Below are 24009 nucleotides of genomic sequence, written 5' to 3'. Positions count from 1 at the left end.
ACGGCATCGGACGGACCGGTGCTCACCGGAGCCCCGAGCCCTTTCCGCGCACCGGTGTCCGACGTCGGTACGGGACCGGACGGCGAGGAAGACGGGGGCGAGGACGGCGACGGGCCGGACGCGGGACCGTTGTCAGGGGCCGCACCCGGCCCCGTACCCCGGCCGGAGCCGGCCCCCGGCGTCGGCGCACCCGGACGCGCGGACGCACCGGAACGCGCCGCACCGCCCGGCGTACCACCGGACGTACCGCTCGCCCCGGGCCGGAGGGGCGCGCCGACAGGGCCCGTGGCGCGGGCGGATCGCTGCCCTCCGGCGCCGGAGGGCGTGGCGGGGGCGGCCGGGGCCCGCTGCACGACGGGCAGCGGGCGGGCGAGCCCGGCCGGACGGTCACCCGCGGGGCGGGCGGCCGTCCCACCGGACCGGACCGGAGCGTCCGCGGTACGGGACGTACCGGACGCCGCGGGGGAGTCCGTGGCACGGGCGGGAGCCGGGGCGGCCGGGGACGGCGCGGGGCCGGCCGGGGGAGTCGCCGGCCCGGCCGGTGCGCCGGGCCCCGTCCGGTCGGCGCGCGCCGACCGCTGGATCACCGGCGGCGCACCGGCGGCGGGAGGCGGAGCGGCAGCGGCGGGCGGGAGCGGGGTGCCCGCCCCACCCGCCGGGGAGCCGCCGGGGCCCGCACCCGCGGCGGACGCGCCGGGCCCCGGTACGGAGTCCGTACCGGAACGGGGCGCGTCCGCCGGGCGGTTCGCGGGCGCGGACCGGGGCGTCGCCGCGGGCCGGGCAGCCGGTGCGGGCGCCGCGCCGGGCGGGGCCACCGGCAACTTCCGGCGCTGCACCGCGGTGCGCGGAGCCGGGCCGGCGGCGCCCGCCCGGGGCGCCGACGTCAGCGACGCCGGGCGGGTGGCGGCGGGGGACATCGGGCGGACCTGGGGGCCCGTCGCCCGTGCCACCGCGACCGGGGCCGCCGGAGCGTCGTCGTACGCCGCGCCGCCCTCGCCGCCCGCGTCGGACACGGCACCGGCGGGCGCCGGACGCGGGCCCGCGACGGGCAACTGCGGCACCTCGGGGGCCGGTTCACCGGCGGCGCGGACCGGGGCGGCGGAGAGCTGCGAGATCCGCCCGCCGGGCCCGCCGTCGAGCACCGCGTGGGTGAGGGTGCCGGTGAAGGACGGGTTCTGCCACGTCGTCAGCGACGGGCCGAACCCGCGGTCGGCGACGGTGTCCGCCCGGTCGGCGAAGGCACGCCGGATCGGCGGCAGCGCCGACCAGCCGTCCGTGGCGCGCCGCCCGGTCTCCGCGGCGGCGTCCGCCGGAGCCGGCGCCGCGGCGGGACCGGTGGACGCGGCGGGTGCGGCGGCGGTGCCGTCCGTGAGATCCGCGCGGCGGCCGCGCAGCCTGTCGAGGAGTCCCATCAGCCCTCCGCCGCCGCGCGGTTGACCAGCGCGGCGATCTCGTCGGCGTACCGGCGGCGGTCCCCGTGTTCGAGGTCCAGGATGTCCTCCAGGCTCCAGTGGAAGTGGTAGGCGACGTACGCGATCTCCGCGTGGATACGGTCGGCCGCGTACGTCACGATTCCCCCAGGCGGCTCCCGCCCAGCTCCACCTCGAACGGCTGCTCGCAGTGCGGGCAGGTCACCCCGGCCCGGGTGTGGCCCTCCGCGTTGACCTGCCGGTAGAAGTCCTGGAGGAACGCCAGGTCGGAGGCGAACATGTTCTCCACGATCCCGTCGTGCACCTGGTGCAGCGTGCCGAGCCGGGTGATGACGCGGCCCAGCAGCACCACCGACAGATACGCCGGGTTCTCCTGGACCCTGATGTCCCGCAGCGGCACCAGTTCGTCGCGGGCCGTCGCCAGCCGCATCGAACCGGTGCGGTGCACCACACCCGCGTCGTCGACGTAGCCGCGCGGCAGCTCGAACTCGAACTCGGTGCGCAGCGGTGCCCGTTCGGCGGCGGGCGCGGGGGCCGGTGCCGCGGTGGGGGCGGGCGCCGCGGGGTCCCCGCCCGGGGCCGCGGGTGCGGCGGCCGGGTCGGGGACGGCCGCGGGCCGGTTGGCCGTACGGCGCATTACTCGATGACCAGTTCTTCGAAGGTGATGGTCACGGTCTCGGTCAGCGCGGACGCCTCACCGGCCTTGACGGTGGAGGTGTCGACCTTGCTGCACCAGGCGTTGCGCATGTTGTAGCGCTTGACCGGGGTGTTCATGTAGTCCATGACCATGATCGTGGCGTTCTTCCGCGCCGTCGACATCTGGCCGTTGACGGACTGGGTGATCCACTGGTTGAACGCCGCGGACTGCGTCATACCGCGCACGACCGTGCAGGTGCCGGCCTTCTTCACGCCCGGCAGCTTCTTCGTGACGGGCTTGCCCTGGCTGGAGACCTGCTGGTACTCGATCACGTCCTGCTCGATGCTCAGGCCGCTGACCTCCTGGAGGTACTCGACCATGACGCCGTCGATCTGGAGGCCGAAATTGTGTGAGGTGAGGGAATCACCGGGCTGCAGACTCATGGGTCGCTCTCTGTGCTGGGTCGGGGGAGACCGGCGCGGATGCCGGACCCCCGGAAAACGGAACGGTCAGGTGCGGACGGGGCGGGGCACGGCGTAGGGCCGCGCCCCGCCCCCGGCGGCCCTACTCCTCCAGCTCGCCGCTGCCGCTGGAGAACTGCGCCAGCCGGAAGATCACGAACTCGGCGGGCTTGACCGGCGCGATGCCGATCTCGCAGATGACCCGGCCGAGGTCGACCGACTCGGTGGTGTTGGTCTCGGCGTCACACTTCACGTAGAAGGCGTCCTCCGGCCGGGAGCCGAACAGGGCGCCGTTACGCCACTCGTTGACGAGGAACGCGGAGACGTTCCGCCGGATCCGGGCCCACAGCGCCTCGTCGTTGGGCTCGAACACCACCCACTGGGTGCCGATCAGGATCGACTCCTCCAGGTAGTTGAAGTACCGGCGGATGTTGATGTAGCGCCAGGCCGGGTCGGAGGAGAGGGTGCGGGCACCCCACACGCGGATACCGCGGCCGGGGAACGCCCGGATGCAGTTGACGCCGACCGGGTTGAGCAGGTCCTGCTCACCGCGGGTGATCTGGGTCTCCAGGTCGACGGCGCCGCGTACGACCTCGTTGGCCGGGGCCTTGTGCACACCGCGCTCGAAGTCGTTGCGCGCCCAGATGCCGGAGACGTGACCGCTCGGCGGAACCATCCGCGCCTGGCCGGACGCCGGGTCGAAGACCTTGATCCACGGGTAGTACACCGCGGCGTACTTCGAGTCGTAGCCCGCCGTCTCCTGGCGCCACACCCGGATGTCCCGGGCGTTGAGGCCGGGCGGCGGGTCGATGACGGCGACGCGGTCGCCCATCAGCTCACAGTGGGCGATCAGACCGAGCTGAACGGCCTTGACCTCCTCCAGGCCGATGGCGCCCCGCTGGTAGGCGGCCATCAGGTCGGGAACGGCGACCATCGAGATCTCGTCGACCGCCTCCAGCCCACCGAAGCCGGTGCGGTCGGCGGAGTCACCGAGGTACTCGGCGGGGCCCGGGTGGACGGCCGGGACCGCGCTCGGGGCGGCGGGCGCCGGGGCCGCCGGCGCCTGGACGGGCTTCGCCAGCTCCACCGTCTGGTTCTCGGGGCGCGCCAGCTGGGACGAGGGCGCCGCCTCCAGCACGGTGATCAGCTTGGAGCGTTCCTTGACCTGCGTGACGACGTAGTTGCGGGTGCTCTTCTTGGCACTGACGTCGAAGCTCTCGGCGACCTTGTCGCCGTCCTTGACCAGCAGCCGGAACCGCTCGGCCGGGCCCTCGCCCTCCGGGTCGGCGACCTCGACGCTCAGCGCGCCGCCACCGGTGCCGGACGCCAGCGCCCGGACCGCGAAGGTGCCCAGAGCGGTCGGCTCACCCGGCGTCAGCTCGGCGGGCGCCGCGGCGGCCGGCACCGCGGCGGGCGCGGCGGAGCCCTGCGCGCCGTCGGCGGAAGCGCCGCCGACCCGCACCACGTAGGCGGCCGAACCGCCGTTGTTGAAGAACCCGTACACCGAGTGGGCGAGGTAGTAGCCGTCGGTGAACTCGCCGAAGGCGGCCACGTACTGGGACCAGTTGGTGACCAGAGTCGGTTCGTTCAAAGGCCCCGTGGGCGCCAGGCCCACGAAGGCCGCCACGGACGTGCCGACCCCCTCGATCGGGCGGGAGCCACTGGCGACCTCCTCGACGTAGACGCCGGGCGACAGATACGACGGCATGCGCTGGTTCTCCTCGGGGTACGACAACCGTATGACGGTGGAGTACGCCACTGTTGCCGTGGCCTCGCGGAGTCCGGAAGGTCCGTCGGGGCCGTAGCGGGGGCAGCGCCGGTGCCCCAACGGGCAGCCGGGGCCCGCACATCGGGTCGCCGGACGCGGCGTGAGGCCCCCGTTGACCTGCGGTGGGTCCGCTTCCGGGGCAGCCCCGGGGCGCGGGTGCACCCCGTGCGGGCCCCGAGGGCAGCCGACCCGGTCCCTAGGGGCAGCCGACCGTGCCCCCAGTCCTGCGACACACCCCCCGGCCTCGCCATACGGTCGCCGTATGAGCCTGTGGACCTCTCTCGAACCCGCCTCGACCACCGTGGACCCGGGCGGCAGTACCACCGTGCGGCTACGGCTGCGCAACACCGGCGACGTCGTCGACGAGTACCGCTGCGTCCCGGTGGGCGACCTGGCGCCGTGGACGACCGTCGAGCCCGGGACCCTGCGGCTCTACCCGGGCACCACGGGCACCGTGGAGCTGACCTTCGCTCCGCCGCGCACCCCCGACGCCGCCGCGGGCCCCCACCCGTACGGTGTGCAGATCATCCCGACGGAGTTCCCCGAGGCCACCACCGTCCCCGAGGGCAACATCACCGTCACCCCGTTCAGCGAGGTCCGCGCCGAACTCGTCCCCACGAACGTCACCGGCCGGTTCCGCGGCCGTCCGCAGCTCGCCATCGACAACCTCGGCAACGTCAAGCTCACCGCGTCCGTCAGCGGACACGACAACAGCGATCAGCTGTCGTACGAGATCAACCCGGCGAACGTGCAGATCGAGCCGGGGCGCGCGGCGTTCTTGAAGACCACGCTCAAGCCGCGGCAGATCATCTGGGCAGGCGCGGCGCAGTCCCGCCCCTACACCCTGTCGGTGCAGCGCTCCGGCGCCGAACCGCTGCCGGTCCGCGGTACGTACCTCCAGCCGGGACTGCTGCCGCGCTGGCTGGGCGTGCTGTTCAGCCTGCTGCTGGGGCTCGCCATCGCGTTCGTGATGATCTGGCTGACCTACAAGCCGGACGTGAGCACCAAGGCGCAGGACAAGGCCCCCGGTCAGACGGCGCACACCATCCAGCCGTCGCCGTCCGCCCAGGAACCGAGCCCGCAGCAGACGTCGCAGGCGCCGAAGAACGACAACGGCGGAGGCGGCGGGAACAACAAGCCGAAGCCGGACCCGTACGCGCACCTCCACAACGTGCTGCTGCGCAACGGCGCGACGCACAAGTGCGTCGACCTCACCGGCTACAGCGAGGGGGAACTGGGGCACACCGTCATGCAGTTCGGCTGCAACGGCTCGCCCACCGAGGAAAACCAGCGGTGGAGCTTCGAGCTGATGCCGGGCGGGAAGGGCGCGGGTCCCGGCGGGAAGGACCTCTTCCAGGTCCGTAACCTCCGCGCCAACCACTGCCTCGACGTGCAGGGCCCCGTCCCGGCGCCGAACACCTCGCTGATCCAGGAGTCCAACTGCACCCACCGCAAGGACGGCAACCAGGTGTGGTGGCTGGAGCGACGCCCGGCGACCGGCCAGATCTGGATCCGCAACGCCACCAGCAACAACTACTGCCTGGACGTGAAGGGCTACTACGCCCGGGGCGAGGACCTGAAGGACGCGACCGCGCTGACGCTCGCCAACTGCACCGACGAGGACGACCAGGGCTGGCTCATCGAGAAGTAGCGGACCCGGACGGCCCACGTCCCACGGCGCCCGGCCGGTGATCTTCACCGGCCGGGCGCCGTCCCGTGTCACCAGCCGGCGTCGTCCAGCACCAGCCGTCCGCCCTTGCGGTACTCACGGCGGGCGCCGGTGAGCAGATCGGCGTCGGTGACCGGCTCACCGCGCCCGGCGGCGGCGTACGCGGCGGTGACCACCGCGCTGCGGATCGAACCGCCGGACAGCTCGAACTCCCGGGCGCACCGCCCCGGATCGATGCCGTCCGCGCACGGTACGTGCGTCAGGCTGTGCCGCCACAGCGCCAGCCGCTGCTCGGCGTCGGGGAACGGGAAGTCGACCACCAGGTCCAGACGGCGGGTGAACGCGTCGTCGATGTTGGCCCGCAGATTGGTGGTCAGCAGGGCGATGCCGTCGAACGCCTCCAGCCGCTGGAGCAGATAGGCGCTCTCCATGTTGGCGTACCGGTCGTGCGCGTCCTTGACCTCCGACCGTTTGCCGAAGACGGCGTCGGCCTCGTCGAAGAGCAGCACCGCGTCCGTACGGTCCGCCTCGGTGAAGATCCGCTCCAGGTTCTTCTCGGTCTCGCCGACGAACTTGTCGACGACGGAGGAGAGCTGCACGACATAGAGGTCCAGGCCGAGATCGGCGGCGACCACCTCCGCCGACAGCGTCTTGCCGGTGCCGGAGTCCCCGGCGAAGAGTGCCAGCACCCCGCGGCCCCGGCCGCCGCCGGCGCTCAGCCGCCAGTCGCCCAGGACCCGGTCGCGGTGGCGGGCGCGCAGCGCCAGCTCCCGCAGCTGGCCGAGCGGCCCGTCCGGCAGCACCAGATCGCCCCAGCCGACGTCCGGACGGATCCGCCGGGCGTGCCGCTCCAGACCGGACGCCGACTGCTGCCGGGCCGCGTCGCGCAGATGCGCTGCGGTCAGCGCCGTGCCCTCCAGCGTCGCCAGGGCCCGCGCGGAGCGGGCGGCGCGCCGGATCCGGTCCTCGTCGAGGTGGTACGCGGCGACCGTGGCCGCCAGGTCGAGGCCGGGCGTCGCGGCGTCCGCGCCGAGCGCCGCCTCCCAGACGTCCACCGCGCCCGCCTGGGTCCGCGGCGCCTGGAGCACCAGCGGATCGTGCGCGCACCACAGCGGGTCGTACGGCCGCTTGCCGCACAGCAGCACCGGTACGTCCGCCGCCGTCAACTCCCGGATCAGCGGACCCGGTTCGTCCGGCAGCGGGGAGACGACGACGGCGTGGTCGCGCAGCCGGGCCTCGCGCAGCAGGGCCGCCACCGGGCCCCGGTCGTCCGGCGCCGCGCCGTGCTCGGACGGCTGCTGCCCGCGCGGGGCGGCGGGCGGTGTGTAGTGCAGCGCCGCACGGCCCGCGGCCCGCAGCGCGGCCACGGCGCGTGCCAGCCCGTCGCCCTCGCGGTGCTCGCGCAGGTAGACGGTGGCCGGGCCCGCCGTGAGCAGCGCGCCGAGCTGATCGGCCGGATCGTGCACCGCGTCGGCCGCGTCGCCGGGCAGCTCCGTGACGTATCCGGCGAGCGCGGCGTCCAAGGTGGCGTCGCCCAGCAGATGGGCGGCGACCCGGTCCGGGACGCGGAGCGACCGGCCGAGGAACGGCCGGTCGCTCTCCTCGATGCGCAGCAGGCCGTACGCGGACAGCGGCGCCGAGGGGTGGAAGCGGGCCCGCGCGGCGGCGCCCGCGGCGTCCGGCGCGAGCAGCCCGCACAGGTCGAGGGCGAGCCCCGTGGTGGCACGCCGCCGGCTGACGTCGTCGTTGAGGTACGCGTACAGCGGCTCGAAGCCGCGGTCCAGGTCGGGGGCGAGGGCGATGAGCAGGACGGTGGCGTCCAGCGGGGTCAGGCCCAGGCGCCGGGCGAGGGCCGCCAGCCGGTCGCCGGGCTCCGCCGCGCCGTCCGCCGGCTCCGCCCACTCCGCGGGCGGGGCGTCGGCCCCGTCCGCGCGGTGCAGCCGGTGGCGCACCGCGTCGTCGGAGAGGTACAGACCGCGCAGCGGGTCGTCGGCCGTCGGGTCGTCGGCGCCGCGGCGGGTGACCAGCGCGGCGGTCCGCTCGTGCAGCGCGGCCAGCCGGCCGGCCAGCGTCCGCGCCGGTCCGCCGCCGGCGGGGGTGTCACCGCTCACCGGGCGCCTCCGCGGTGCCGGAGTCGTCGGTGCCGTCGGTGCCGGAGCCGTCGGGCCGCGCGGCGGGGGACGCGGGCCGGGCCACGTTCTTGAGGTGGCGTTGCTGGTGCGCGCGGGGCGCGTCCGCGAGGGGGCCGTCCAGCTCCCGGGCGGAGACCACCGCGCCCTCGGTGACCGGCGGACCCGCGTCGTACTCGGGGAAGCCCGGGAACGGCACGGTCAGCATCAGGTCGACGGAGGGCTTCAGCTCCCCGCCGAGCGCGGAGAACAACTCGGCGCGCGAGCGGGCGTCGCCCGGTGTGGCGCCGACGACGAGCGGCACGCTCAGTCCGAGCGCCGCCAGCGCGCGCGGCAGCCGCTCGGGCGGCAGCAGTTCGTGGGGGAGCATCGACGCGAGGGCCGCCGACAGCAGCCGGTGTTCGTCCTGCGGCCGCTTGGTCCAGGCGGTGACGAGGTACGACAGCCGGAACCAGCGCGGCGGACGCCGGCGGCGGACCACGGCGCCCCGCTCGTCCCGCACCGGCATGGTGCCGCCCTCACGCCGCCCGGTGTCCTCGCGGATGTCGTACAGGTAGGCGTTGAGGGTGGGGGAGTTGCGCCGGGACGCCCAGGTGCGGGTCGGCGCGTCGAAGGCTATCTCGATGCCGGTGCCGGCGAGCACCCCGCCGGTCAGCAGCCCTTCGATGACCTCGTCCACTTCGTGGATCATTCAGTGTCGCTCCAGTCGGCCGCGTACGGCCCTCACGAGATGTAGCCCTCGCGCAGCGCGTAGGCAACGGCGTGCGCGCGGTTGCGCAGGTTCAGACGGGTCGTCAGCCCCTGCATGATGTTCTTGACGGTGCGTTCGGAGTACGCCAGCTTCCGGGCGATCTCTCCGGTGTCCATCCCCTCCGCGACCAGCCGCAGCGCGTCGACCTCGCGCTGGGAGAGCCCCGAGGGGCGCACGCCCGGGACGCCGAGCGTGCCCGGACGGAGCGATCCCACCTGGCTGAGCAGCCGTCCGAGCAGATCTGCGGGGAGGTCGCCGTCGCCCCGGGAGGCGGCGATGACTGCCTGGAGGAGCCGGTTGCCGGTGGCCTCACGGCGCCAGACGATGGCGCCGACCCCGCATTCGATGATGTCCAGCAGCTCCGCCTCGCGGATCAGACTCACCACGAGCACGGCGTGCAGCCCGTCGCTGCGCACCAGCCGCCGCAGCCAGCCGAGCATCGTCTCGTCGAGGGACTCGGTGAGCAGCACCGCGACGCCGCCCGACTGCTGCGCGGTCGCCTCGTCGACGAGGTCGATCATGGCATGGCGGCGCAGTTGGCTGATGGTCCCTTCCCGGGAGATGGGATCCGGTGCGTGCACCACAACGGGAATGCGCTGTGCGGGTTCCTCCACGGCCGTCCTGAATGAGCCGCGCAAATTGCTGTCCTCCCGTGCCGATCGCCGCGCCGGTACGGAGGTATTTCCGCAGCGGCCGATCCGTGTCCTCACGATGACGTCACTTGATGTGGTATCAGACGGAGAGATGAAGGGGGAGACGGGGATGGTTGCGCACCCGGTCCAGCTGTGACGCAATTGTCGAAGAAAAGTGCGGTCCGACGGTGAACCGATCTCGTTTCCGCAGGTGTTGGCGGTGCGCGGGCGGAGGTAACGGCCCTGAACCATAGGGCTAAATTAGGTCATCTGGCGAATTGTTACCCCGGCGCGCGGGGGTCACTCCGGGGTTTGCGGTACGCGATGTGCCCCGTTGCGACCTCCCGTTCCCCCCGTAAGCGGAATTGCGTTTTCGAGGGAAAGATGATCGTGCTGCCGACGGTGCGCACGACTTCGGTTTTTGTCCGAAGTTCGGGGTGAATCGGTGAACCGGCCGGGAAATGCCCGCCCCGCGTCCCGGTGCCGGGGCCGGGACGGGCACCGCCGGGGAGCGCTCGCGTCCGCCCGGCCGGGGGAGGAGCATCGGACGGGTGAGTGCCCCGTGCCCGATCCTCTTCCTCGACGTCGACGGCCCGCTCAACCCGTGGCAGGCCCCCGTCGGGCAGGCCCCGGCCGGATACACCACCCTGCCGATGCGCCCCACCGGCTGGGCGGAACCGCACCCACCGCTGCCCGTACGCCTCGACCCCCGGCACGGCCCGCTGCTGCTGGGCCTCGGCTACCGCCTGGTGTGGGCCAGCACCTGGGGGGCCGAGGCCAACACCTGGATCGCCCCCGTCCTGGGCCTGCCCGCCCTCCCGTACGTGGACTGGCCCCGGCCCCCGCACCGCGCCCGCGACGGTGTGCACTGGAAGACCCGCCGGCTGGTCGCCGTCGCCGACGACCACCCGTTCGCCTGGGTGGACGACGAGATCGGCGACCCCGACCGCGCCTGGATCGCCCACCACCACCGCGGTGAGTGCCTGCTGCGCCGCATCGACCCGGCGGCCGGCCTGCGCGACGACGACTTCGCCGCCCTGCGGGCCTGGGCACGGGGGGAGTGACGGGCGAGGACGGTGGTACGGGGCCCGGCCCGCTCCGGTGCCGCGGCCGTCTCGCGAGGCCCGCCTCGTCCGGCTGCGGCACCGGCCACCGGCCGGGCCCCGCGCGGCGATGTCCGGCGGCGACGGCGGTGGCGTGCGACCGGGGGACCGTACGGGCCCGGTGGCCACGCTCCCGGTACGTGACGCGGCACCGTACGGGGACCGGCGAGGGCGGTGGCGCGAGCCCCGGCCCGTCACGGGCCCCGGCCGCGCCCCGTGGCTCTCAACGGCCCGGACCGGCGTCCGCTCCCGCGTCGCGCCCGCCGCCGCGGCGCCGCTCGTACGCCCCGTGGGCCGTCACCGACGCCGCGACCACCGTGGCGCCGACCAGCCAGCCGCCGACGACGTCCGACAGCCAGTGCACCCCCAGGAACACCCTGGTGAAGCCGACACCGGCCATCGACACCGCCACCGCCGCGACGGCCGCCCGCCGCACGGCCGGGCGGCACGCGTGGCGCCACAGCAGCCAGAGCACCAGCCCGCCCGCGACCGTCACCGACAGTGCGTGACCGGACGGGAACGCCTGATAGTGCGCGGAGTCGACGGGGTCCGGCCACACCGGACGGTCCCGGTCCACCGCCGCCTTCAGTCCCTGCTGGAGGGCGGTGCCCAGAAGCGCGGTGGCGGCCACCCAGAGCGCGAGCCGCCACGCACCGCGGCGGACGAGCAGCCCGGCCACCACCGCCAGCAGCGCCCGCATCGTCCAGGGGTCCCACACCCAGTCGGTGAGGATCCGGTTGACGTGCGTCCAGCCGGGCGCGTCGACAGCCGTGGCGTGCAGCGTGTCCGCGACGCTCCGGTCGAGCCCCAAGAGCGGCGCCCAGCCCGCCGTGACCAGCAGGGTCAGTACGACGGCGGGCACGGCGAAACCCACCAGGACGGCCGAGGCCGAACCCGGGGACGGACGGCGGGACGGGGAGGTGCCGAGGGGGCGCGGAGCCGGCGCCGCGCGCCGTTCTGACGAAGCCATGCGCAGATCTTCGCGGACACCACCGCCCGGCACCACGCCCCGCCCCGGGGCACCGCACCCCGTCATTTCCCCTCCGGGTACGGCGCGGTGGCGCGCCTCGCTCCGGGGCGCACCGCCCGGCCCCGGCGCCGCCCGGTCACGTCAGGGCGCGCAGCCCCGGAACGAACGTGATCAGCAGCGGTACGGCCGGGACCAGCGCGGCGTACGCGGTGATCCGCAGCCGGCGCGCGGGCGAGAAGCGGACACCGGGCGCCAGCAACCGGTCCACCCGCTGCGGCACCTGCCCCAACTGCTCCGGGCACGGCCCGAAGACCCCGCGGTCCTCGTTCATCCCGACCAGCGCCAGCGCCGTCGTCAGCCGGCCGAAGCGGCGCGACGCCACATCGTCCGCCGCCAGTTCGACCAGCCGGTGCACCTGATCCCGGAACGCGGCGAACACCGGGACCTGCGGAAAACCGGCCGCGAGCGCCGAGGCGCAGTGCAGCAGCAGATCGTGCCGGGCCCGTGCGTGACCCTGTTCATGGGCGAGCAGCGCATCGAGCTGACGCCCCTTCAGTCGCCGCAACGCGGCCGTGGTGACGACGAGTTGGGGCGCGCTGCGCTGGAGCCACCACGCCTCGGGGCGGTCGCTCTCCAGGACCACGAGGCGGTCGCCGGAGCGTTCCTCACCGGGCAGCAGCGGCGCCCGGCGCAGCAGATCCGCACGCCGCTGCCGACGGCGGGCGCGCGCGGCGCGCACCTCACGGGTCAGCGCCACCGCCGTCCACACCCCGCCCCCGGCGAGCAGCAGCGCCAGCGAACCGGCCCACGGCCCGTAGGTGTTGAGCGCGTACGCCTCGACGACGACCCGGGGCGCGAAGCCGAACACCGGGCCGCGGACGGCCTCCCAGGCGGCCGCCGCGCTCAGCGCCATCGCCAGCCCGCAGCAGAGCAGTACGGCGGCGACCACGCACTGCCAGACCCACAGGGCGAGCACCGGCTCCCGGTCGGGCCAGTCCGAACGGGCCATCAGCCGCGGTGCCGTGGACGCGGCCAGCACGCCGAGGATCATCAGCGTGAGGGGGACCATCATGCGGCCAGCCTATGAGCGCCCCGCTCACGGACGGTACGGCGGCGATCCGGAAGTGACGCACGCCACCCTCACCACAGGTGTGACACCAGCCGTTTCCGGCCGACGCCCCGACGCCCCGACGCCCCGACGCCCCGACGCCCCGGCGGATCGGCGGATCGGCGGCGCCCGCCGGAGCCCTGCCACGCCGCCCCGTCTCGTCACGGCCCCGTCGAACGGCGGCACCGTACGGGCGGACCCCGCGGTCAGAGGGCCAGCAGCATCACGAACATGCCGAGGCTCATCGCCAGCCGGCAGGCGCCGAACGCCTCGGCCCGCCGGAGCACGGGACCGGCCAGGGCGGCGCGGGACCCGCCGGCGCCCTCCGGCGGCCCGGCCGGAGAGCCCGCCACCGGACGGCCGGTGACGCTTTCCGGGAGCGCCGCGCCGCCGCCCGCCGGGCCCGCCCCCGCAGCCGCCGCGGACGCCGTGCCCACGGGCACCGCGACGGTCTCCTCGGGCTCCGCCCCGGCGCCCGGTATCAGCCGCACCCCGGCGAGGAGGACGGACCCCGCGTAGTAGATCAGCAGGGCGCCCGTCACCAGGGGCGGGCCGCCCATGGCGCCGTGCCCTGCGTGGTCCATGGCCGTCGCGCCGCCGGGCCCGCCCGGCATCGCCATCGGCGCCGTACCGGCCGTCGCCGGGTCCGCGGCCAGGAGCGGGGTCATCGCCAGCGCCATGTAGACCATCGCCAGCGCGTCGACGGCGTGGTGCGCGTGCCGCAGCCGGACGGCCCGGACGGCCGCGGCGGTGAAGACGGCGGCGTACCCCCACGGCAGCCACGGCGGCGGCGCGACCAGTGAGGCGGGCAGCGCCATCACCGCCATCGCCAAGCCCATCAGCGCCTGGGCGCGCGCCCGGTACCGCTGCGCCGCCGTGCCGTGGCGTGCCCGCGACAGGCAGTACCCGCCCGCCACCGCGCACACCACCACCAGCAGCCAACTCGTCAACGACGACCCGTGCACCCCGGCCTCCCCCCCGGTCCGGTACGGCGCGGCCGGCCCGCGGCCCGGCCGGACGCCGATCACGTACGCCCGCAGGATGCCCAGGTCACCGGGGGCGCAAAGGAGCGCACGGGGGCAGGCGGGGAGCGCAGGACCGGGCACCCCGGGGAGGCCCGGGACACCGGTGCCACCGGGCGGCCCCGCACCGGCCCCGGCGCCCGGAACCGCAGCTCAGGGCCGGTAGCGCAGCGGATGGTCGGCGGGTACCTCGACGAGGACGAGGCGGTGGCCGTCCGGGTCGGCGAGCCACATCTCGACCAGGCCCCACGGCTCCCGGACCGGCGGCCGCAGGATCTCCGCACCGCGCGCCACCAGCGTCTCGTGCGCCGCGGCCACATCCGCCACCTGGAGCCACAGCTGAAGCGTCCGGCCGGGCGGGGATTCCGACCGGCCGGAGACCTCCAGGAAGCCGCCGCCCAGGAAGTACACCGTGCCGCGCTCGGGGCCGGTACCGAACTCCCGGTAGATCTCCAGCCCCAGCGTCCCGCCGTAGAAGGCCCGGGACCGCTCGGGATCCGCGGGCCGCACCAGCACCCTGCTGCTCAGTACCTGCACCATGCCCGGACCCTACGCGCCGGGGCGGACGGCCGCGGGCTCCGCGGCCGCCGGGCGGGTCCCGGGCCGCCGCGCCCCGCCCGTACCGCGTCGGCGCGGACGCCAGGAGTCCGCCGGCCGGGCGCCGATGACGGCCCGGCCACGGCGTCCGGCCGGCTCGTACCGGGACGAAAGGCCCTGCTCAACAGGCGTGTCGCCTTGCTAGTCTCGCTGCGCGCCCGGCCCCGGCCGCCGCACCGCCACCGCCCGCCCGAGAGGACCCGCACCATGCCCACCGGCGAACTCGTCTTCCGTTCCGCCACCGACGCCGACATCCCCGCGCTCGTCGCGCTGATCGAGTCGGCCTACCGGGGCGACGCGAGCCGGGCGGGCTGGACCACCGAGGCGGACCTGCTGGAGGGGCAGCGCACCGACCCCGAGGGCGTCGCCGCCGTGGTGCGCCAGAAGGACGGCCGGCTGCTGGTCGCCGAGCGCGACGGCGAGCCGATCGCCTGCTGCCAGCTCGAACACCGCGGTGACCACGTCTACTTCGGCATGTTCGCGGTCCGCCCGGCGCTCCAGGGCGCCGGCCTCGGCAAGGTGATCATCGCCGAGGCGGAGCGCGCCGCCCGCGCCGAATGGGGTGCCCGGGAGATGCGGATGACCGTCATCCGGCAGCGCACCGAGCTGATCGCCTGGTACGAGCGGCGCGGCTACCGGCGCACCGGCGAGCTGAGCCCGTTCCCCTACGGCGACGAACGGTTCGGCATCCCGCAGCGCGCCGACCTCGCCTTCGAACTGCTGGTCAAGCCCCTCGACTGAGCCCCGCGCCACCGGGCGGCCCGCCCGCGGGCCCGTCGTACGCCGTCCCCGTCCCACCGGCGCCTCCCACCGCCGGACCCGCCGTCCGCGGCCCGTCCGGCGAGGCCCCACCGGCGCCTCGTGCCACCGGGCGTACCCGCCGCACGGAGCCCGTCCCGGCGCGGTCTCCTACCAGCGTCCCGTACCGACGACCCGCTCCAGGAACTGCCGGGTGCGCGCCTCACGCGGCGCGCCGAACAACTCCTTCGGGGTACCGCGCTCCCGGACCACCCCGCCGTCCAGGAAGCACACCTGATCGGCGACATCCCGGGCGAACCCCATCTCATGGGTGGCGAGCACCATCGTCATGCCCTCGTCCTTCAGCCCGCGTACCACCGACAGCACCTCGCCCACCAGCTCCGGGTCGAGCGCCGCGGTGATCTCGTCGAGCAGCAGCAGCCGGGGACGGCAGGCCAGCGCCCGGACGATGGCGACGCGCTGCTGCTGACCGCCGCTGAGCCGGTCCGGATAGGTGTCCGCCCGCCCGCCGAGCCCCAACCGCTCCAGCAGCTCCCGGGCGCGGGACTCCGCCTCGTCCCGCGCCACGCCGTGGACCCGGCGCGGCGCCAGCGTGATGTTGTCCAGCACCGTCATGTGCGGGAAGAGGTTGTACGCCTGGAAGACCACGCCGATACGGCGGCGCACCGTGTCCGCGTCGGCACGCGGGTCGGTGATCTCCTCGCCGTCCAGGAAGATCGCCCCGTCGTCGATCTCCTCCAGCAGATTGGCGCACCGCAGCAGCGTCGACTTGCCGGAGCCGGACGCCCCGATCAGCGCCGTGACGGTGTGCGGCGCCACCTCCAGATCGACGTCCCGCAGCACGACCGTGCCCCGCCCGTACGTCTTGCGGACGGCCTCCAGCCGCAATACCGGCGCGGCACCCGGCTCGCTCATACGGTCCCTCCCTGGGCGCGGCGCCGGTCCATCCGGGCGGTCACCCAGTCCGTCAGCCGGGTCATCGGGATCGTCAGGGCGACGAAGACCAGCCCCGCGACCACGTACGGCGTGTAGTTGAAGTCCTTGCCCGCGATGATCTGCGCCGCGTACACCGCGTCGACCGCCCCGGCGATCGACACCAGACCGGTGTCCTTCTGGAGCGAGACCAGATCGTTCAGCAGCGGCGGCACCACCCGCCGTACCGCCTGCGGCAGCACCACGAACCGCAGCGCCTGCCCGCTCGACAGGCCCAGCGACCGTGCCGCGGCCCGCTGCGAGGGGTGCACCGACTCGATCCCGGCGCGGAAGACCTCCGCCACGTACGCGGAGTACGTCAGGACCAGCGCCGCCCCGCCGAGCAGCACCGGATCGGTGGTGACGCCCTGGAGCCGCAGCGCCGGGACGCCGAAGACCACCATCAGCAGGCAGATGATCAGCGGCAGCCCCCGGAAGAAGTCGGTGTACGCGGTGGCCAGCGCCCGCAGCGGGAAGAACACCGGGCCGCGCAGCGTCCGCGCCACCGCCAGCGCCATCCCCAGCACCAGCACCGCCGCGCCGCACACCACCAGCAACTGCAGATTGAGCAGCAGCCCCTCCAGCACCTTCGGCAGCGCCTTACGGGCGTACGCGGCGCTGAAGAAGGTCTCGCGGGTGCGCTGCCAGCCGGGTGATCCGGTGATCACGACGTACAGCACGGCGGCGGTGACCAGCGTGCTCAGCGCGGCGACGGCGGTGGCGCGGCGGGCCCGGGTCCGCCGGTACCGCTCCCGTGCCAGCCGCCGCGCGGACGGGACGTAGCCGTCGTCCCCGGCGGCGGTCCCCGACGGGCTTTTCGTCAGGTTCATTTGAGCACCGGTGCGTGGGCGGCGTCGGCCAGCCACTTCTTCTCCAGGGCGGCGAGGGTGCCGTCCTTCCGCAACGCGTCGACCGCCTTCCGGACGCAGCCGGTGATCCGGCTCCCCTTGTCGAGGACCAGGCCGAACTGCTCGTCACCGGTGGCCGCGAACTGCCCGACCACCTTGGCGTCCGTCACCTCGGCGGAGGTGATGTAGAACGCCGTCGGCAGATCGGTGAGGATCGCGTCGACCTGACCGTTCTTCAGCGCGGACTTGGCGAAGTCGTTCTTCTGGTAGACCGCGGGCCGCTGCTCGGGCCGGATGGTGTCGTTGATGACGTCGAGGCTGGTGGTGCCGACCTGCGCGCCGAGCCGGACGCCCTTGAGATCGGCGATGCTCTTCGCCCGCGCCGCCTTCGAGCCCTTGAGCGCGACGAGGGCCTGCCGCACGTCGTAGTAGCCGGAGGAGAAGGCGACGGCCTGCTTCCGCGAGGCGCTGATCGAGATCTGGTTGATGTCGAAGTCGAACTTCTTCTCACCGGGCGCGAACGCGTTGTTGAACGGCACGGTCCGCCAGCCGACCGCGGACCGCGGGTAGCCGAGCCGGTCGGCGACCGCGTAGGCGACGGCCGATTCGAAGCCCTTGCCGTTCGCCGGATCGCCGTCGTGGAACCACGGCGCGTACGCGGGCTTGTCGGTCCCGACGGTCAGCTTGCCGGCCGTCACGGTGTCGAGCTTGCCGGGCGCACAACTCGCCGGGCCCGCCGCGGCGGACGAGGTGTCCTGCGGCGCGCAGCCGACGGCGGCGCCGCCCAACAGGGCGGCACACACGGCGAGCAGGGCGGGGCGGTTGGCGAGGCGCATGGCGGGAGAGTGACAGGACGAGCGGCCGTCTGTCGAGATCATTGCGGAAAACGTCCGGATGCCGGGACGAGATTGCACGCCTGTGAACTGCGGATTTCACCCGGAAAGGCGGTTCCGGGGCGGGGGTCGCCACCCGTAGGCGCGCCCCCGCCCCGCCGCGAACCACCCGCCCGAGCCCCCGCCCCGGACGCGAACCGCCCCGCGAGCCACGCGGGCGAACGCTCTGCCCCGACACGGCGAACGCACGAGGGGCCACGTGCCGAACGCCCCGCCCGGAACGGCCCGTCCTACGCCGTGAACCGCACCGCCCGCCGGATCTCCGGCCGGTCGGTCACCACCCCGTCCAGGCCGAGGCCGCGGGCCAGCCGCAGGTGGTCGTGGGTGTTGACGGTCCACGCCACCACCCGCAGCCCCGCGTGGTGCGCCCGTTCGGTCAACTCCAGTGTCAGACGGCGGATGTTGAGCGAGAGCATCGCCGCGCCGACCGCCAGCGCCCGGTCCACCACATCGGTGCCGTACCGGCTGGCGACCAGCGCGGTACGGACCCCCGGCACCAGTGACCGGATGGCGGCCAGCGCCTCGTCGTGGAAGGAGATCACCTCGACCCGGCCGGTCAGGTCGCGGGCCCGCAGCACCTCGGCGAGCGCCCGCGCCGCCGCCACGTCCTTGATCTCGGCCTGCAACGGAGCCTGGACCGCGTCCACCACCTCCTCGAACACCGGGATCCGCTCGCCCTGCCCGGCGTCCAGTTCCCGCAGCTCCGCGAGGGTCCGCTCGGCGATCGGTCCGCTGCCGTCGGTGGTCCGGGACACGTCCGCGTCGTGCATCACCACGAGCGCGCCGTCCTTGCTCAGATGCAGATCCAGCTCGACGACGTCGAGCCCTTCACGCTCGGCGCGGACGAACGACCGGAGGGTGTTCTCCGGCTCCACGCCCATCATTCCGCGGTGTCCGATGGTGAGAAAGGACAAGGCTGCCTCGCTTCTGTCGGCTCGGTACTGCTCTGACATCGCCACTCGCTCCGCGGCGGTGCCGTGGCCCCGCACCCCGGAACGCCCCGGGCGCCCGGCCCCGGCGACGGCCCGCACCGGCATCCGCCCCCACCACGATCCCGAGCACAAAGCCGTACGAAATGGCGCACATCCTAACGGCTCAACCGGGCCCCGTAAGCGGCGCGGACCGGCCGTCGCGCGCCCCGCCGGGCGCCCCCGCGGTCCGTCCGCCGGGCCGCCGTCCGGAGCCGTCCGCCGGGCCCCGCACCGGGCGGGGGCCCCGGCCCGCCGGCCCTGAACACCCGCCCAGGGGTATCTGTCCGCCCCGGCCGCGGACGAACCCGCTCACCCGCGCGTGGGCGCGTCCCCACCGGGCTGACGCCGCCGCGGAACGGCCCGCGTCGCGGGGCGACGGGGTGGTGAATACGGTGAGAACGTGTCGCTCCACCCGGCAGTGACAGGAAAAATCCCCGTGATCTAGGGGTGTGGACGAAATAATTTTCACCGTCCCCCCTTGAGTGGAAGAACCTGGCTGGTTACGGTGGGTGCACCACACGATCTACCGCCGGAGGGCAGTCATGACGGAAATCCTTTCGCCTGTGGGTGCTCGGGCGAGTGCCGCGACCACGGAGCCGGTGACCGCGCACCCGGCATGGCCCGCCCTGAAGGACGCGGTCGAGACCATCCGGCCGTGGCAGTCCAAGGACGGCTCGATCGACCTGACCGCCGACGGCGCACCCACCGCGGAAACGGTTCGCCGCGAGGTCGACCGGATGATCGCCGCCGTCGGCGAGCTGGCCCCGCTGCTGCCGCACGACGCCGCCTACCACGAGGCGCTCGCCACCGACCTGCGCCGCTGGGCGGACGGCGGCTTCGGGGTGCCGGACTTCCTCGACTCCCTGCTGGCCTTCCAGCCCGCGCGGCAGCGCGCCGACGGCCTCCAGCACCTCGTGCTCTTCCCCATGTACACGCAGAACGGCAACCCGGACCGCAACTTCGAGGCCGTCGTGCTGCGCATGGTCTGGCCCGACTGGCTCGCCGAGCTGGAGCGCACCCGCTACGACAACCCGCTCTTCTGCGGCATCACCTTCGAGGACTTCACCGCCGGGTACGACACCAACTCCGCGGTCCTCTTCCCGGAGACCATCGCGGTGCGCGAGGCCCCCGAGCGGTTCAGCTGGGGCGGTATCTTCTGCGACCGCGAGGCCGCGCGCTTCCGCCGCGTCAGCGAGGCGGCCGTCGCCACGCTCGGCATCGAGCTGCCCGACGACATCCGCGCGCTCCTCGCCGACCAGGACCGCTGCCAGCAGGCGTTCGTCCTGTGGGACATGGTCCACGACCGCACCCACAGCCACGGCGACCTGCCGTTCGACCCGTTCATGATCAAGCAGCGCCAGCCGTTCTGGATGTACGGCCTGGAGGAGCTGCGCTGTGACCTCACCGCCTTCCGTGAGGCCGTGAAGCTGGCGGCCGAGGGGTACCCGCAAGCCCGTGACGTGCAGTTCGCGGTGATCTTCGACCGGATGTTCCGCTTCCCGGTCACCGGCGACCGCAACCGCAACTACGACGGCCTCGGCGGCCAGCTGCTCTTCGCCTACCTCCACAAGCACTCCGTCGTACGCTGGACGGACAACACTCTCCACATCGACTGGGAGCGGGCGCCGAAGGTCGTGAACCAGCTCTGCGGAGAGATCGAGCAGCTCTACCGCGACGGCATCGACCGGCCCAAGCTGGTCCACTGGTTCGCCGCCTACGACCTCGTCTCGACCTACCTCGCCCCGCACCCGGGTTCGGTCTGGGCGAAGGGCCCCGACGCCCTCGACCTCGACCAGCCGCCGCGCAAGCTGGTGGACGACGTGCTGCCCGACGAGTTCCCGCTCAGCATGTTCTACGAGGCCCTTGCCAAGAAGCTGCGTACGGTGATCGCTTCCACCAAGGGCATCACGGCCGGCCACGACATGCCGGCGGCGGCGTGAGCGTGCCCCACGCCACCACCGAAATCGCAGGTCAGCCAGGTGTCCAGAAGGATGAGGAGGCGACGGAGATGAGTACTTCGACGGGCGGCCAGGGGCCGCTGGAGGGCGCGGTCATCGCGGTGGCGGGCGCTGCCGGGCCCGCCGGGCGGGCCACTCTGCTGCGGCTGGCCGAGGCGGGCGCCACCGTCGTCGGCTGCGACGCGGACGCCCAGCGGCTGGCCGAGGCGGTCGACGCCGCCCGTTACGCCCACGGCGGCGCCACGGTCATCGGCGACACCGTCGACCTGCTCGACCCGGAGCAGACCCGGGAGTGGGCCGACCGTACGGAGAAGGAGTTCGGCCGCGTCGACGGGCTGGTCCACCTCGTGGGCGGCTGGCGTGGCTCGAAAACCTTCGGCGAGACCGACCTGCACGACTGGGAGGTGCTGCACAACCTCCTCGTCCGTACCGTCCAGCACACCTCCCTCGCCTTCCACGAGGCGCTCCAGCGCTCCGGGAACGGCCGGTACCTGCTGACCAGCGCCGCCGGGGCGAGCAGGCCCACGGGCGGGAACGCCGCGTACGCCGCGTCCAAGGCGGCGGCCGAGGCATGGACGCTGGCGCTGGCCGACGGTTTCCGCAAGGCGGGGGGCGAGGAGGGGCCGCGGGCCGCGGCTGCGATCCTGGTCGTCAAGGCGCTCGTCAACGACCAGATGCGCGCCGAGCGACCGAACGCCAAGTTCGCGGGCTTCACCGACGTCACGGAGCTGGCCGAGGCCATCGCCGGGGTCTGGGGCCGGCCCGCCCGGGAAGTGAATGGAAAGCGTCTGTGGCTGACCCCCGAGCCGTGAGCGCCGGCAAGACCGACGCCCGGCAGCACCACGACACCCAGGTACGCGGCTTCGCCAGCGACAACTACGCGGGCGCGCACCCCGAGGTCCTGGCCGCCCTCGCCCTCGCCAACGGCGGACACCAGATCGCCTACGGCGAGGATGAGTACACCGCCCACCTCCAGCGGGTGATACGCAGCCACTTCGGCCAGCGGGCCGAGGCGTTCCCCGTCTTCAACGGCACCGGCGCCAACGTCGTCGCGCTCCAGTCGGTCACCGACCGCTGGGGCGCGGTGATCGCCGCCGAGTCGGCCCACATCAACGTCGACGAGTGCGGCGCCCCGGAGCGGGTCGGCGGCCTCAAGCTGCTGACCGTGCCGACCGAGGACGGCAAGCTCACCCCCGAGCTGATCGACCGCGAGGCGTACGGCTGGGACGACGAGCACCGCGCCATGCCGCAGGTCGTCTCGATCACCCAGAGCACCGAACTGGGCACGCTCTACACCCCGGACGAGATCCGGGCGATCTGCGAACACGCCCACGAGCGCAACATGGTGGTGCACCTCGACGGCTCGCGGATCGCCAACGCCGCCGCCTCCCTGGACGTACCGATGCGGGCGTTCACCAACGCGGTCGGCGTCGACCTCCTCTCCCTGGGCGGGACGAAGAACGGCGCCGTCTTCGGTGAGGCGGTCGTCGTCCTCAACCCCGACGCGGTGCGCGGGATGAAGCATCTGCGGAAGCTGTCGATGCAGCTGGCGTCCAAGATGCGCTTCGTGTCGGTGCAGTTGGAGGCGCTGCTCGCCAAGGACCTGTGGCTGCGCAACGCCCGGCACGCCAACACCATGGCGCAGCGGCTGGCGGCCGGGGTGCGGGAGGTCGCCGGGGTGGAGATCCTCCATCCCGTGCAGGCCAACGCGGTCTTCGCCCGGCTGCCGCACGCCGTCAGCGAACGCCTCCAGAAGCGCTACCGCTTCTACTTCTGGGACGAGGCGGCCGGCGATGTGCGGTGGATGTGCGCCTTCGACACCACGGAGGAGGACGTCGACGGTTTCCTCGCCGCCCTCCGTGAGGAGATCGGCGCCGCCTGACAGTCACTGTCTGAATAGCTATGCACCCGGCCGGAAAGTCATTGACTGTCGGCCGGGTGCGTCGTTACGCTCCCGGCGCATGGAGCTGATCCAGGACACCCCGGAAATCTCGGCCTACTTGGCGGTCAGTGAGGCCATCGACCACGACCACCCGTTGGTTCGGGCCACTGCGACGCTGCTGCGTGCCGAAGCCGCCGACGCATACACATACGCCAAGGCCGCCTTCGAATTCGTCCGCGACACCGTCCCGCACTCCCACGACGCCGACGATCCGCGCGTCACCTGGCGCGCCTCCGACGCCCTGGCGCGGCGCACCGGCATCTGCTTCGCCAAATCCCACGCCCTGGCCGCCCTGCTGCGCGCCGAGGGCATCCCCGCCGCGCTCTGCTACCAGAAGCTCGACACCCTCCACGGGCTGATCGCGCTCAAGCTCCCCGGCGGCGAGTGGACGCGCCAGGACCCGCGCGGCAACAAACCGGGCGTGGACGCGCAGTTCCGCACCGACCGGGAACAGCTCGCCTGGCCCGTCCGCCCGGAGCGCGGTGAGGCCGACTCCCCGGTGCTGTACGCCGAACCGCTCCCCGTCGTCCTGGAGTGCCTGCGGCGGGCCACCGACCGGGCCGAACTGTGGCGCACGCTGCCCACCGACTTCTGAGGCGTGCCGGGACCGGGAGCCGGCCGGCCCCGGGCGGAGCCGTCAGGCGGGCGCCCCCGGCGCCGCCGGTGCCGTGCCGCCCAGGTGCGCCGGGATCCACCAGGTGTCGTCCGGCCCCTTGGGGCGCACCGGGTAGGCGCGCTGCGCCGCCTCCAGCAGATCCTGGACGCGCGAGCGCAGCCGGTCGGTGATCTTCTCCGCCTGCTCGTCCGGGTCCGCCGCCATCGGCTCACCCACCCGGATCGTGATCGGGAAGTGGTTACGGCCCAGGTCCCGCTTGTGGCCCTTGGTCCACAGCCGCTGGGTGCCCCACAGCGCCATCGGCAGCAGCGGTACGCCCGCCTCCTGCGCCAGGCGCACCGCGCCCGACTTGAAACCCTTCAGCGTGAACGACTCCGAGATCGTCGCCTCCGGGAAGACGCCGATCACCTCGCCCGAGCGCAGCGCCGTCAGCGCGTGCCGGTAGGCGTGCACACCCTGCGCGCGGTCCACCGGGATGTGCTTCATCGCCCGCATCAGCGGCCCCGACACCTTGTGCCGGAAGACCGACTCCTTGGCCATGAACCGCACCAGCCGCTTCGCCGGACGGGCCGCGAGACCCGCGAAGACGAAGTCGAGGTATCCGATGTGATTGCTCACCAGCACCGCGCCACCGCGCTGCGGAATGTTCTCCGCCCCCGCGATGTCGAATTTCAGGTCGAGCGACTTGAAGAGGGTGCGCGCGGCACCGATCACCGGCGGATAGACCAGTTCGGCCATGTCGGGGGACCCCATTTCTGTGCCCGGGGAGGGTT

General features: G+C 73.9%; 22 protein-coding genes and 1 pseudogene. 7 read left to right on the top strand and 16 right to left on the bottom strand.

What is annotated here, in order from left to right:
• Positions 1–1411 precede the first annotated feature (1411 nt).
• The 4 genes from ACZ4M8_RS14470 to ACZ4M8_RS14455 all read right to left on the bottom strand — a co-directional run bounded on the left by ACZ4M8_RS14470 (position 1412) and on the right by ACZ4M8_RS14455 (position 4236).
• Positions 1412–1570: a DUF6760 family protein gene (locus ACZ4M8_RS14470; RefSeq protein ID WP_345091290.1), complete on the bottom strand. Its 159-nt coding sequence runs from the start codon at positions 1568–1570 to the stop codon at positions 1412–1414.
• Positions 1567–2067 carry a hypothetical protein gene (locus tag ACZ4M8_RS14465; protein WP_467606906.1) on the bottom strand — a complete coding sequence of 167 codons (501 nt, stop codon included), beginning with the start codon at positions 2065–2067 and terminating at the stop codon, positions 1567–1569. The genes ACZ4M8_RS14470 and ACZ4M8_RS14465 overlap by 4 nt, the downstream gene beginning before the upstream one ends.
• Positions 2067–2510 carry a phage tail protein gene (locus tag ACZ4M8_RS14460; RefSeq protein WP_143944641.1) on the bottom strand — a complete coding sequence of 148 codons (444 nt, stop codon included), beginning with the start codon at positions 2508–2510 and terminating at the stop codon, positions 2067–2069. Before ACZ4M8_RS14460 ends, ACZ4M8_RS14465 begins: the two co-directional genes overlap by 1 nt.
• 121 nt (positions 2511–2631) lie before the next feature.
• Positions 2632–4236 (bottom strand): phage tail sheath family protein, encoded by a 1605-nt coding sequence (locus tag ACZ4M8_RS14455; protein WP_467608020.1) that lies wholly within the window; start codon positions 4234–4236, stop codon positions 2632–2634.
• Between the two features lie 322 nt (positions 4237–4558).
• On the opposite strand from ACZ4M8_RS14455, the gene ACZ4M8_RS14450 reads away from it, so the two are divergent.
• The gene (locus tag ACZ4M8_RS14450) at positions 4559–5947 is read left to right on the top strand and encodes an RICIN domain-containing protein (protein WP_467606903.1); all 1389 of its coding nucleotides are present in this window, start codon (positions 4559–4561) and stop codon (positions 5945–5947) included.
• Positions 5948–6015: 68 nt separating this feature from the next.
• On the opposite strand, the gene ACZ4M8_RS14445 is transcribed toward ACZ4M8_RS14450, so the two are convergent.
• From ACZ4M8_RS14445 to ACZ4M8_RS14435, 3 genes are read right to left on the bottom strand one after another with little or no spacing between them, the layout of a single operon-like run.
• Positions 6016–8076, bottom strand: coding sequence for an ATP-binding protein (locus tag ACZ4M8_RS14445; protein WP_467606901.1), 2061 nt, complete (start codon positions 8074–8076; stop codon positions 6016–6018).
• Positions 8066–8785, bottom strand: coding sequence for a Pvc16 family protein (locus ACZ4M8_RS14440; protein WP_467606898.1), 720 nt, complete (start codon positions 8783–8785; stop codon positions 8066–8068). Before ACZ4M8_RS14440 ends, ACZ4M8_RS14445 begins: the two co-directional genes overlap by 11 nt.
• Positions 8786–8817: 32 nt before the next feature.
• Complete coding sequence (locus ACZ4M8_RS14435; protein WP_399094374.1) at positions 8818–9483, bottom strand: helix-turn-helix transcriptional regulator; 666 nt, start codon at positions 9481–9483, stop codon at positions 8818–8820.
• A gap of 545 nt (positions 9484–10028) precedes the next feature.
• Between ACZ4M8_RS14435 and ACZ4M8_RS14430 the strand changes: the two genes are divergently transcribed.
• Positions 10029–10541: an HAD domain-containing protein gene (locus tag ACZ4M8_RS14430; protein WP_467606896.1), complete on the top strand. Its 513-nt coding sequence runs from the start codon at positions 10029–10031 to the stop codon at positions 10539–10541.
• A 331-nt stretch (positions 10542–10872) separates the two neighbouring features.
• Here ACZ4M8_RS14430 and ACZ4M8_RS14425 read toward each other — a convergent pair.
• From ACZ4M8_RS14425 to ACZ4M8_RS14410, 4 genes and pseudogenes are all read right to left on the bottom strand, one after another.
• Positions 10873–11280, bottom strand: a pseudogene (locus tag ACZ4M8_RS14425) (phosphatase PAP2 family protein); the annotation flags it as partial.
• Positions 11281–11686: 406 nt separating this feature from the next.
• Positions 11687–12622, bottom strand: coding sequence for a M56 family metallopeptidase (locus tag ACZ4M8_RS14420; RefSeq protein WP_467606894.1), 936 nt, complete (start codon positions 12620–12622; stop codon positions 11687–11689).
• Positions 12623–12864: 242 nt separating this feature from the next.
• Complete coding sequence (locus ACZ4M8_RS14415; protein ID WP_467606892.1) at positions 12865–13608, bottom strand: DUF5134 domain-containing protein; 744 nt, start codon at positions 13606–13608, stop codon at positions 12865–12867.
• 225 nt (positions 13609–13833) lie between these two features.
• A complete protein-coding gene (locus ACZ4M8_RS14410) occupies positions 13834–14220 on the bottom strand; it encodes a VOC family protein (RefSeq protein ID WP_467606890.1) in 387 nt (128 codons plus the stop codon).
• Positions 14221–14484: 264 nt separating this feature from the next.
• On the opposite strand from ACZ4M8_RS14410, the gene ACZ4M8_RS14405 reads away from it, so the two are divergent.
• Positions 14485–15018, top strand: a complete 534-nt coding sequence (locus ACZ4M8_RS14405) for a GNAT family N-acetyltransferase (protein WP_467606889.1) — start codon at positions 14485–14487, stop codon at positions 15016–15018.
• Between the two features lie 168 nt (positions 15019–15186).
• Here the strand turns inward: ACZ4M8_RS14405 and ACZ4M8_RS14400 are convergent, their stop codons facing one another.
• The 4 genes from ACZ4M8_RS14400 to ACZ4M8_RS14385 all read right to left on the bottom strand — a co-directional run bounded on the left by ACZ4M8_RS14400 (position 15187) and on the right by ACZ4M8_RS14385 (position 18663).
• Complete coding sequence (locus ACZ4M8_RS14400) at positions 15187–15951, bottom strand: amino acid ABC transporter ATP-binding protein (protein ID WP_467606887.1); 765 nt, start codon at positions 15949–15951, stop codon at positions 15187–15189.
• Positions 15948–16838, bottom strand: a complete 891-nt coding sequence (locus tag ACZ4M8_RS14395) for an amino acid ABC transporter permease (RefSeq protein ID WP_467606884.1) — start codon at positions 16836–16838, stop codon at positions 15948–15950. The genes ACZ4M8_RS14400 and ACZ4M8_RS14395 overlap by 4 nt, the downstream gene beginning before the upstream one ends.
• A complete protein-coding gene (locus ACZ4M8_RS14390) occupies positions 16835–17692 on the bottom strand; it encodes an ABC transporter substrate-binding protein (protein ID WP_467606883.1) in 858 nt (285 codons plus the stop codon). The genes ACZ4M8_RS14395 and ACZ4M8_RS14390 overlap by 4 nt, the downstream gene beginning before the upstream one ends.
• Before the next feature lie 287 nt (positions 17693–17979).
• Complete coding sequence (locus tag ACZ4M8_RS14385) at positions 17980–18663, bottom strand: glycerophosphodiester phosphodiesterase (protein ID WP_467606880.1); 684 nt, start codon at positions 18661–18663, stop codon at positions 17980–17982.
• Between the two features lie 599 nt (positions 18664–19262).
• Between ACZ4M8_RS14385 and ACZ4M8_RS14380 the strand changes: the two genes are divergently transcribed.
• The 4 genes from ACZ4M8_RS14380 to ACZ4M8_RS14365 all read left to right on the top strand — a co-directional run bounded on the left by ACZ4M8_RS14380 (position 19263) and on the right by ACZ4M8_RS14365 (position 23215).
• The gene (locus ACZ4M8_RS14380) at positions 19263–20660 is read left to right on the top strand and encodes a DUF6421 family protein (RefSeq protein ID WP_467606878.1); all 1398 of its coding nucleotides are present in this window, start codon (positions 19263–19265) and stop codon (positions 20658–20660) included.
• A gap of 68 nt (positions 20661–20728) precedes the next feature.
• Positions 20729–21490 carry an SDR family NAD(P)-dependent oxidoreductase gene (locus tag ACZ4M8_RS14375; protein WP_467606876.1) on the top strand — a complete coding sequence of 254 codons (762 nt, stop codon included), beginning with the start codon at positions 20729–20731 and terminating at the stop codon, positions 21488–21490.
• A complete protein-coding gene (locus ACZ4M8_RS14370) occupies positions 21469–22560 on the top strand; it encodes a threonine aldolase family protein (protein ID WP_399094412.1) in 1092 nt (363 codons plus the stop codon). Before ACZ4M8_RS14375 ends, ACZ4M8_RS14370 begins: the two co-directional genes overlap by 22 nt.
• A gap of 79 nt (positions 22561–22639) precedes the next feature.
• Positions 22640–23215 (top strand): transglutaminase-like domain-containing protein, encoded by a 576-nt coding sequence (locus ACZ4M8_RS14365; protein WP_467606874.1) that lies wholly within the window; start codon positions 22640–22642, stop codon positions 23213–23215.
• A gap of 42 nt (positions 23216–23257) precedes the next feature.
• Here the strand turns inward: ACZ4M8_RS14365 and ACZ4M8_RS14360 are convergent, their stop codons facing one another.
• A complete protein-coding gene (locus tag ACZ4M8_RS14360; RefSeq protein ID WP_467606872.1) occupies positions 23258–23974 on the bottom strand; it encodes a lysophospholipid acyltransferase family protein in 717 nt (238 codons plus the stop codon).
• Between the last annotated feature and the right edge of the window lie 35 nt (positions 23975–24009).

It is taken from the genome of Streptomyces sp. NPDC027185 (assembly GCF_055567035.1).
This window is presented reverse-complemented; position numbering and strand designations above follow the sequence as displayed.